This is a genomic window from Jiangella rhizosphaerae (assembly GCF_003579925.1).
In the GTDB taxonomy this organism is placed as follows: Bacteria; Actinomycetota; Actinomycetes; order Jiangellales; family Jiangellaceae; genus Jiangella; species Jiangella rhizosphaerae.
This window is the reverse complement of record NZ_QUAL01000376.1, coordinates 1-8,586: the sequence shown is the minus strand read 5'-3', so window position 1 is coordinate 8,586 and position 8,586 is coordinate 1. Positions and strand designations below refer to the sequence as shown.

Genomic DNA, 8,586 nt, shown 5'->3' with positions numbered 1-8,586 from the left:
CGGCGACGCCGGCCGCGGCCGCCGCGCCCAGCACGGCGCGCCGGCCGTACCTCCCGCCGGCCGCGCCGTTCCCGCCGTCGTGCTCAGTCTCCGCCACGCCCTGCTCACCCTCCGCTCGAGTCCGCTGACCCGTCCATGCTCGGGGGTGCGCCACGTCGGCTCCAGTGGCCGGAGCGCCACGGTTCGATACTTTCCCGCCAGCCCGTCGATCCGCCCTCAGCCGGCCGGCGAGAACGCCTTGCGGTAGTCGCGCGGCGTCGTGCCGACCGCCCGGCGGAAGTGCACGCGCAGGTTCGCCGGAGTGCCGAAGCCGCTGCGGCCGGCCACCTGCTCGATGCCCAGATCGCCGCGTTCCAGCAGCTCGCGGGCGAGGTCGAGGCGGGCCGCCAGCACCCACTGCATGGGCGGCACACCGGTCTCGGCCACGAAGCGCCGGGTGAGCGTCCGCTCCGACAGCCGGGCGTGGCGGGCGAGGTCGGCGACCGCCAGCGGGCGGTGCAGCTGGCCGAGCGCCCACGCGCGGGTCTCCGCCAGCGACACGCCCCGTTCGGGCGGGACCGACCGCTCGACGTACTGCGACTGACCGCCCGGCCGGTACGGGGCGGCGACGATGTCGCGGGCGATGGTGTTCGCCACGCTCGCGCCGAGGTCGCTGCGGATGACGTGCAGGCACAGGTCGATGCCGGCCGCCACGCCGGCCGACGTCATGACGGTCCCCTCGTCGACGTAGAGCGCGTCGCGGTCGACCCGCACCTCGGGGTACAGACGCGCCAGCTCGTCGGCCTGGCGCCAGTGCGTGGTCGCCCTTCTGCCGTCGAGGATCCCCGCGGCCGCGAGCGCGAACGCTCCGGTGCAGATCGACACCAGGCGCGCCCCGCGCTCGTGCGCGGCACGGAGCGCGTCCAGGACGGCGCGCGACGGCGGCTCGGCGGGCGGCCAGTACCCCGGCACGACGACGGTGTGCGCGTCCGCGAGCGCGGCGAGGCCACCGGCCACCCGCACCGCGAAACCACCCGAGGTCATCACCTCGCCCGGCTGCTCCCCGCACACGGTGACCCGGTACGGCGTGGGATAGCGCTCAGCGAACAGCTGCGCCGGGATACTCAGATCGAGCGCGACGACCCCGTCCAGCGCCAGCACCATGACCTCGTGGGTGTGGGACATGACCGGAATCTAACCGGCGGCCATGTGCTCCCGCGACGAGGACGTCGAACATGGCCGCCGACCGGCGAATCGGGTGGAGCTGAGGGGACTCGAACCCCTGACCCCCTCCATGCCATGGAGGTGCGCTACCAGCTGCGCCACAGCCCCGTGCCGAACGGCTTCGTAAGCTTAGCCGACGGCTGGGTGAACCTCATAATCGGACCCACCACGCGGCGATCGGCCCTCCGAAGCGGCCCGATCGACCTCCGAGAGAGTACCAGGTCATCCCTCTTCGATCACCACGGGGCTGGGCAGCGTGCCGGCGTTGTGCTCGACGAGGATCCAGCCGTCGTCGCCCTCGCGGAGCATGGACCACGAGCAGTTCGACAGCCCGCCGATGTTGGTGAAGCGGTGCAGCGGCATGCCGATGAGAGCGGCGATGCCGAGCCGGGCCGCACCGCCGTGGGAGGTGAGGACGGCGAGGCCGTTCTCGGGCAGCCGGGCGGCGGCGTCGGTGACGGCGGCGAACATCCGCTCGGCGACCTCCTGACGGGTCTCGCCGCCGCCGACCCGCAGTAGCGGGTCGCCGCCGCGCCAGGCCTTGTACTCGTCGGGCCAGTTGGCGGCGATCTCGGCCGTCGTGCAGCCCTGCCACTGGCCGGCGTAGGTCTCGCGCAGCCGCGGGTCGAGTTCGACGTCGAGGCCGACCAGCGTGGCCAGCGCGGCGGTGGTGTCCTGCGCGCGTTGCAGGTCCGACGACACCAGCAGGTCGGGCGCGAGCGCGGCCAGCCGGGCGGCGGCCTCGCGCGCCTGCTCGCGGCCGAGGTCGTCGAGGTCGACGTCGGTCTGGCCCTGGAAGCGCCCGGCGGCGTTCCACTCCGTCCGGCCGTGCCGCCAGAGCACGACGCGGCGGCTCACTCCCCGTCTCCGGAGCGTGGGCCCCGTCCGGCGTTCACCTCGGCCGGCAGCTCGATGGTCGGGCAGTCCTTCCACAGCCGCTCGAGGGCGTAGAACACCCGCTCCTCGGCATGCTGCACATGGACGACGATCTCGACGTAGTCGAGCAGCACCCAGCGGCCCTCGCGCTCGCCCTCGCGGCTGGCGGGGCGGGCGCCGAGGTCGCGCAGCTTCTCCTCGACGGCGTCGACGACGGAGCGCACCTGGCGGTCGTTGGAGGCCGAGCAGACCAGGAACACGTCGGTGATCGCCATCCGCTCGGACACGTCGAAGGCGACGATGTCATCGGCCAGCTTGTCGGACGCGGCCTCCGCGGCGGCGACCGCCAGCTGGATCGCGCGATCGGTTGCGGTCAAGCGGCGTTCCTCTCTTCGTGGGACCGGAATGACCGGTCCAGCGTCTCATGCCTCGACGTAGAGGCCGCGTTTGTTGATGTACTGGACGATGCCGTCGGGCACCAGGTACCAGATCGGCTCGCCGGCCGTCACCCGGTGGCGGCACTCGCTGGACGAGATGGCCAGCGCGGGCACCTCGACCAGCGTCACCTTGCCTTCGGGCAGCCCGACGGCGGAGAGGTCGTGCCCGGGCCGGGTGCAGCCGACGAAATGGGCGAGGTCGAACAGCTCGTCGTGGTCGCGCCAGGACAGGATTTGCCCCAGCGCGTCGGCGCCGGTGATGAAGAACAGCTCGGTGTCCTCGCCGTAGTGTGCGCGGAGGTCACGGAGGGTGTCGACGGTGTACGTGGGGCCGCCGCGGTCGATGTCGACCCGGCTGACGGAGAACACCGGGTTCGACGCGGTGGCGATGACCGTCATGAGGTAACGGTCCTCGGCCGGCGTGACCTCGCGGTCGGTCTTCTGCCAGGGCTCGCCGGTGGGCACGAAGACCACCTCGTCGAGGTGGAACCAGTGCTGCACCTCGCTGGCGGCCACCAGGTGCCCGTGGTGGATGGGGTCGAACGTCCCGCCCATGACGCCGAGCCGCTTCGGGTTGCTCACCGACGACACCGTAGTGCCTGAGGCTTGATCAGGCGTGCGGACGCCCCTTGCCGAAGCTGAGCACGACCAGCAGCAGCACGACGAGAATGCCGAACGCGGAGAGGCCCCAGCCCCAGGCCGGGAACCCCTCCGACGAGGAGTGCGCCTCCTCGGCCAACAGCACGACGGTGTCCATGGTGCGCAAGCTTACCGTCAGCCCCGCACGTGCCCGTCACCGGTGACGACGTACGTCGTGGTGGTGAGCTCGGGCAGCCCCATGGGGCCCCTGGCGTGCAGCTTCTGCGTCGAGATGCCGATCTCGGCGCCGAACCCGAGCTGCTCGCCGTCGGTGAACCGGGTGGAGGCGTTGACCATGACGGCGGCGGAGTCGGTGGTGGCGGCGAACCGGCGCGACGCCTCCAGCGACCGGGTGACGATGGCCTCGGTGTGCCCGCTCCCCCAGCGCCGGATGTGCGCGACGGCGTCGTCGAGGGTGTCGACGACGGCGGCGGCGAGGTCGAGCGAGAGGTACTCGGCGGCCCAGTCGTCGTCGGTGGCCGGCACGACGGCGTCGTCGTAGGCCTGGACCCGCTGGTCGCCGTGGACGGTGACCCCGGCGTCGCGCAGCGCGGCCAGCGCCGCGGGCAGGAACTCGGCGGCGACGTCGGCGTGCACGAGCAGCGTCTCGGCGGCGTTGCACACGCTGGGCCGCTGCGTCTTCGCGTTGAGCAGGATCTGCAGCGCCATGGCGAGGTCGGCGTCGGCGTCGACGTACACGTGGCAGTTGCCGACCCCGGTCTCGATGACCGGGACGGTGGACTCCTCGACGACGCTGCGGATGAGCCCGGCGCCGCCGCGCGGGATGAGCACGTCGACGATGCCGCGGGCGCGCATGAGCTCCTTGGCCTGGTCGTGCCCGCCGGAGACCAGCTGGACGGCGGCGGCCGGCAGCCCGGCCTCCTCGACGGCGGCCGACAGCACGCCCACGATCGCCTCGTTGGACGCCGCGGCGCTGGACGATCCCTTGAGCAGGACGGCGTTGCCGCTCTTCAGCGCCAGCCCGGCGGCGTCGGCGGTGACGTTGGGCCGGGCCTCGTAGATGATGCCGACGACGCCCAGCGGCACCCGCCGCTGGGTGACCTGCAGGCCGTTGGGCAGCGTGTAGCCGCGCACGACCTCGCCGACGGGGTCGGGCAGGCCGGCGACCTGCCGCAGGCCGCTCGCCATGCCGGCGATGCGCGACTCGTCGAGGCGCAGGCGGTCGATCATGGCGTCGGCGGTGTCGTTCTCGCGCGCCCGCTCGACGTCGGCGGCGTTGCGCTCGATGATCGCCGCGGCGTTGGCCACCAGCGCGTCGGCCATGGCGTGCAGGGCGGCGTCCTTCTCGGCGCGGGTGCGGACGGCGAGGTCGGCGGCAGCCGTGCGGGCCGCGCGGCCCAGGTCGGCGACGATTGTGCTCACCCGGTCAGTCTAGTGGCCGGTGCGCGGTCGCAGTTCGCCGAGCAGCCGGTCGCGGCCGCGTCAGCCGGCGATGCCGAGGAACACCACCAACGCCCGGTTCAGGCGGACCATGTCCTCGTCGGTCAAGCGACCGACGCGCTCCCCGAGCTGATCGCGCCGGACCGTCATGATCTTGTCGGCCATCACGGAACTCGGCTTCTTCAGACCATTGATCTGCGCCGGCTCGACCGGGATGCGGAACAGTGGCAGTTCGGTCCGGTCGGTGGTCATCAGAGCAACGGTGACGGAGTCCGTGGCGTCGAACCGGTCGTCCTGCACGATGACGACCGGTCGCGGTTTGCTCGCGTGCCCGGGTCCGGCCGACGTCCAGACCTCACCACGTCTCACTCGGCCTGATCCCAAGCGGAGGCCTGCAGATCATCGGCGAACGCCTGGTCATCGGCGGCGTCGGCACTCGCCGCGGCCAGGACGGACTGGCGGTGTGCCTCTGCGGCGAACTCGGGCGAGGTGACGTCGGGAACCCAGATCTGGAGGGGCCGCAGGCCCTGAGCGCGCAGCCGTTCGCGATGCGCCCGCACCCGGGCCCTGCTCTCCGTCGCCATGCCGTCGATGTTACATGTAACGGCACCGCGCACGCCATGTCAGCGGCGGGGCCGGCCGAGCAGCACGAGGTCGTCGCGGTGGACGACCTCGCGCTCGTACTCCGGCCCCAGCTCGCGGGCGAGGTCCTTGGTCGAGCGGCCGAGCAGCGCCGGCAGCTCGGCGGCGTCGTAGTTGACCACGCCGCGCGCCACCGCGCGGCCCGTCTCGTCGAGCAGGTCGACCGGGTCGCCGGCGGTGAACGTGCCGGCGACCCCGGTGATGCCGGCCGGCAGCAGTGACGCGCCGCGCTCGACGACGGCCCGGACGGCGCCGGGGTCGAGCGTCAGGCTGCCGCGGCCGTCGGTGGCGTGCTCGAGCCAGAGCAGCCGGGTGGCCCGGCGCCCGGCCCGGCGGTGGAACCAGGTGCCGACGGTGTGGCCGGCCAGCACCGCGGACACCTCGGGCGCCGACGCCAGCACGACGTCGATGCCGGAGCCGGTCGCGATGGAGGCCGCCTCGACCTTCGTCACCATGCCGCCGCTGCCCAGCCCGGACTTCCCGGCCGAGCCGATGTCGATGCCGTCGAGGTCGGCCAGGCTGTGCACGTCGGCCAGCCGCGTGGCGCCGGGCTTGTGGGGGTTGCCGTCGTACAGGCCGTCGACGTCGGAGAGCAGCACCAGCAGGTCGGCATGGACCAGCTGCGCGACCAGCGCCGCCAGGCGGTCGTTGTCGCCGAAGCGGATCTCGTGGGTGGCGACGGTGTCGTTCTCGTTCACGATCGGCACGACGCCGAGCTGCAGCAGCTGGTGCAGCGTGCGGTAGGCGTTGCGGTAGTGCGAGCGGCGGGTGACGTCGTCGACCGTCAGCAGCACCTGGCCGACCCGCAGGCCGTGACCGGTGAACGCCGACGTGTAGGTGGCCATCAGCAGGCCCTGGCCGACACTCGCGGCCGCCTGCTGCCGGGCGAGGTCGCGCGGCCGCGTCGCCATGCCGAGCGGCGCCAGCCCGGCGGCGATGGCTCCGGACGACACCAGCACCACCTCGCGGCCCGACGCACGCGCCTTCGCCAGCGCGTCGACCACCGTGGCGACGCGGGCGTCGTCGATGCCGCCGTGCGCCGTGGTCAGCGACGACGAGCCGACCTTGACGACCACCCGCTGCGCGGTGGCCACCGCCGCACGCACCTCGGCTGCGCCGCTCATGACAGCCGGGAGTCCGTACCCCGGGGGCCGAGGTGCTCGCCGCCGGCGCTGACGCTGGGCTCCCAGTCGAACACGACCGCGTCCTCGCCGCCGATGACGACCTCGTCACCGGGCTGGGCACCGGCTTTGATGAGCGCCTCCTCGACACCGAGCCGCGCCAGCCGGTCGGCGAGGTAGCCGACCGCTTCGTCGTTGGTGAAGTCGGTCTGCCGGATCCACCGCTCGGGCTTCACGCCGCGGATGCGGTAGCGCTCGCCCTCGTCGGTGACCGTGAAGCCGGAGTCGTCGACGGCGGCCGGGCGCAGCACCAGGCGGGTCGGCTCGGGCGCGGGGGCGGCGGCCCGGGCGGCGGCCACCAGCGAGCCCATCGCGTAGGTCAGCTCGCGCAGCCCCTCGTGCGTGGCGGCGGAGACCGGGAAGACCTCCCAGCCGCGCGCCTCGATCTCCGGACGGACGAGGTCGGCCAGCTCGCGACCCTCGGGGACGTCGATCTTGTTCAGCGCGACCATGCGCGGCCGGTTCTCCAGCCCGCCGTGCTTCTCGAGCTCACCCTCGATGACGTCGATGTCGGTGAGCGGGTCGCGGCCGGGCTCCATGGTGGCGAGGTCGACGACGTGCAGCAGCGCCTTGCAGCGCTCGACGTGGCGGAGGAACTCGTGGCCGAGGCCGCGGCCCTCGCTGGCGCCCTCGATGAGCCCGGGCACGTCGGCGACGGTGTAGCGGACGTCGCCGGCCTCGACGACGCCGAGGTTCGGCGTGAGCGTGGTGAACGGGTAGTCGGCGATCTTCGGCCGGGCCGCGGAGATGGCGGCGATGAGGCTGGACTTGCCGGCGCTCGGGAAGCCGACCAGGCCGATGTCGGCGACGCTCTTCAGCTCGAGCACGACGTCCTTGGTCTCGCCCGGCTCGCCGAGCAGCGCGAACCCGGGCGCCCTGCGGCGCTTGCTCGCCAGTGCGGCGTTGCCCAGCCCGCCGTGGCCGCCCTGGGCGACGACGTAGCGGGTGCCGGCGCCGACGAGGTCGACCAGCACCTCGCCGTCGCGCGTGCTGACGACGGTGCCGTCGGGCACCTTCAGCTCGATGTCCTCGCCGTTGGCGCCGTCGCGGTGGCTGCCCTCGCCCTGGGCGCCGTTCTTGGCCTTGCGGTGCGGCGAGCGGTGGTACTCCAGCAGCGTGGTGGTGTTGGGGTCGACGACGAGGACGATGTCGCCGCCGCGCCCGCCGTTGCCGCCGTCGGGGCCGCCCAGGGGCTTGAACTTCTCGCGGTGGACCGACACGCAGCCGTGCCCGCCGTCGCCCGCGGCGAGGTGCAGGACGACGCGATCGACGAACGACGGAATGGCCATGGTCTACAAGTTCCCCAGAGAAAAGGGCGGGCCGGTCGAGTGACCGGCCCGCCCTGATGAGTCAGGTGTGTTGCTCGCGTGGAGCGGGGGTCACTCCCCCGCCGGCACGACGATGTTGACGACCTTGCGGCCCCGCTTGACGCCGAACTCGACGGCGCCCGCGGACGTGGCGAACAGGGTGTCGTCCTTGCCGCGGCCGACGTTGTCGCCCGGGTGGAAGTGGGTGCCGCGCTGGCGGACGATGATCTCGCCGGCGTTGACCAGCTGGCCGCCGAACCGCTTCACGCCGAGCCGCTGAGCGTTGGAGTCGCGCCCGTTCTTGCTGGACGAGGCGCCCTTCTTGTGAGCCATCTCGAGGTACCTGCCTACTTCGTCTCGATGCCGGTGACCTTGACCTGGGTGTACTTCTGGCGGTGCCCCTGGCGCCGCCGGTACCCGGTCTTGTTCTTGTACCGGAGGATGTGGATCTTCGGGCCCTTGGTGGCGCCGACGACCTCGGCCGTGACGGACACACCGGCCAGCTTGGTGGCGTCGGTGGTCACGGTCTCGCCGTCGACGAGCAGGACCGCCGGCAGCGTGACGGTGGCGCCGGGCTCGGCGTTGTCGAGCCGGTCGACGTCGATGACGTCTCCGACGGAGACCTTTCTCTGGTTGCCGCCGCTGCGGACGATCGCGTACACCGCGGACTCACTCTCTCACTCGGGCTTCGGGCGCGCATGCCGACGCTCGTGGAGCGGGCACGCGGGTATGGGCGCGAAGAGCGCCGACGCCCTAGGGTACGGAATTGGTCAGGGTCGGGTCAAACTCAGGGGACGGGACTGCCGGCCGGGCGTTCGGCCCGGCGCCGGGTGCGGCGCGGGCGGGACGGCTCGGTCGTCTGCTCGGCCGCCGGCGGCGTCGCCACCGGCTGGCCGGTGG

12 protein-coding genes and 1 tRNA gene are annotated in these 8,586 nt (G+C 72.9%); all 13 read right to left on the bottom strand.

Going from position 1 to position 8,586, the window contains the following annotated elements:
* Positions 1-216 precede the first annotated feature (216 nt).
* On the bottom strand, positions 217-1,164 hold the full coding sequence (locus DY240_RS25815; RefSeq protein WP_119662551.1) for a GlxA family transcriptional regulator: 948 nt from the start codon (positions 1,162-1,164) through the stop codon (positions 217-219).
* Positions 1,165-1,238: 74 nt separating this feature from the next.
* A tRNA-Ala gene (locus DY240_RS25810) sits at positions 1,239-1,311 on the bottom strand.
* Between the two features lie 114 nt (positions 1,312-1,425).
* Positions 1,426-2,061, bottom strand: coding sequence for a histidine phosphatase family protein (locus tag DY240_RS25805; RefSeq protein WP_199702440.1), 636 nt, complete (start codon positions 2,059-2,061; stop codon positions 1,426-1,428).
* Entirely contained in the window at positions 2,058-2,456 is a 399-nt protein-coding gene (gene rsfS / locus DY240_RS25800) for a ribosome silencing factor (RefSeq protein ID WP_119662553.1), read from the bottom strand. Before rsfS ends, DY240_RS25805 begins: the two co-directional genes overlap by 4 nt.
* 45 nt (positions 2,457-2,501) lie before the next feature.
* Positions 2,502-3,107: a nicotinate-nucleotide adenylyltransferase gene (nadD, locus tag DY240_RS25795; protein WP_119662549.1), complete on the bottom strand. Its 606-nt coding sequence runs from the start codon at positions 3,105-3,107 to the stop codon at positions 2,502-2,504.
* Between the two features lie 19 nt (positions 3,108-3,126).
* The gene (locus tag DY240_RS33020) at positions 3,127-3,273 is read right to left on the bottom strand and encodes a hypothetical protein (protein ID WP_199702438.1); all 147 of its coding nucleotides are present in this window, start codon (positions 3,271-3,273) and stop codon (positions 3,127-3,129) included.
* Positions 3,274-3,290: 17 nt separating this feature from the next.
* The gene (locus DY240_RS25790) at positions 3,291-4,538 is read right to left on the bottom strand and encodes a glutamate-5-semialdehyde dehydrogenase (protein ID WP_119662548.1); all 1,248 of its coding nucleotides are present in this window, start codon (positions 4,536-4,538) and stop codon (positions 3,291-3,293) included.
* Between the two features lie 60 nt (positions 4,539-4,598).
* Positions 4,599-4,925: a type II toxin-antitoxin system PemK/MazF family toxin gene (locus DY240_RS25785; RefSeq protein WP_119662547.1), complete on the bottom strand. Its 327-nt coding sequence runs from the start codon at positions 4,923-4,925 to the stop codon at positions 4,599-4,601.
* Complete coding sequence (locus DY240_RS25780) at positions 4,922-5,140, bottom strand: antitoxin MazE family protein (RefSeq protein ID WP_119662546.1); 219 nt, start codon at positions 5,138-5,140, stop codon at positions 4,922-4,924. Before DY240_RS25780 ends, DY240_RS25785 begins: the two co-directional genes overlap by 4 nt.
* A 39-nt stretch (positions 5,141-5,179) precedes the next feature.
* Positions 5,180-6,322 carry a glutamate 5-kinase gene (gene proB / locus DY240_RS25775; RefSeq protein ID WP_119662545.1) on the bottom strand — a complete coding sequence of 381 codons (1,143 nt, stop codon included), beginning with the start codon at positions 6,320-6,322 and terminating at the stop codon, positions 5,180-5,182.
* On the bottom strand, positions 6,319-7,662 hold the full coding sequence (gene obgE / locus DY240_RS25770; protein WP_119662552.1) for a GTPase ObgE: 1,344 nt from the start codon (positions 7,660-7,662) through the stop codon (positions 6,319-6,321). The genes proB and obgE overlap by 4 nt, the downstream gene beginning before the upstream one ends.
* Positions 7,663-7,758: 96 nt before the next feature.
* The gene (gene rpmA, locus DY240_RS25765; RefSeq protein WP_069112104.1) at positions 7,759-8,019 is read right to left on the bottom strand and encodes a 50S ribosomal protein L27; all 261 of its coding nucleotides are present in this window, start codon (positions 8,017-8,019) and stop codon (positions 7,759-7,761) included.
* 14 nt (positions 8,020-8,033) lie between these two features.
* Positions 8,034-8,348, bottom strand: a complete 315-nt coding sequence (rplU, locus tag DY240_RS25760) for a 50S ribosomal protein L21 (protein ID WP_119662544.1) — start codon at positions 8,346-8,348, stop codon at positions 8,034-8,036.
* Positions 8,349-8,586: the final 238 nt, after the last annotated feature.

What these genes read in the sequence shown, in the direction of transcription:
- DY240_RS25815 (WP_119662551.1), bottom strand. Translation starts at nt 1,164, where the DNA reads ATGTCCCACACCCACGAGGTCATGGTGCTGGCGCTGGACGGGGTCGTC.
- DY240_RS33020 (WP_199702438.1), bottom strand. Translation starts at nt 3,273, where the DNA reads ATGGACACCGTCGTGCTGTTGGCCGAGGAGGCGCACTCCTCGTCGGAG.
- DY240_RS25780 (WP_119662546.1), bottom strand. Translation starts at nt 5,140, where the DNA reads ATGGCGACGGAGAGCAGGGCCCGGGTGCGGGCGCATCGCGAACGGCTG.
- proB (WP_119662545.1), bottom strand. Translation starts at nt 6,322, where the DNA reads ATGAGCGGCGCAGCCGAGGTGCGTGCGGCGGTGGCCACCGCGCAGCGG.
- rpmA (WP_069112104.1), bottom strand. Translation starts at nt 8,019, where the DNA reads ATGGCTCACAAGAAGGGCGCCTCGTCCAGCAAGAACGGGCGCGACTCC.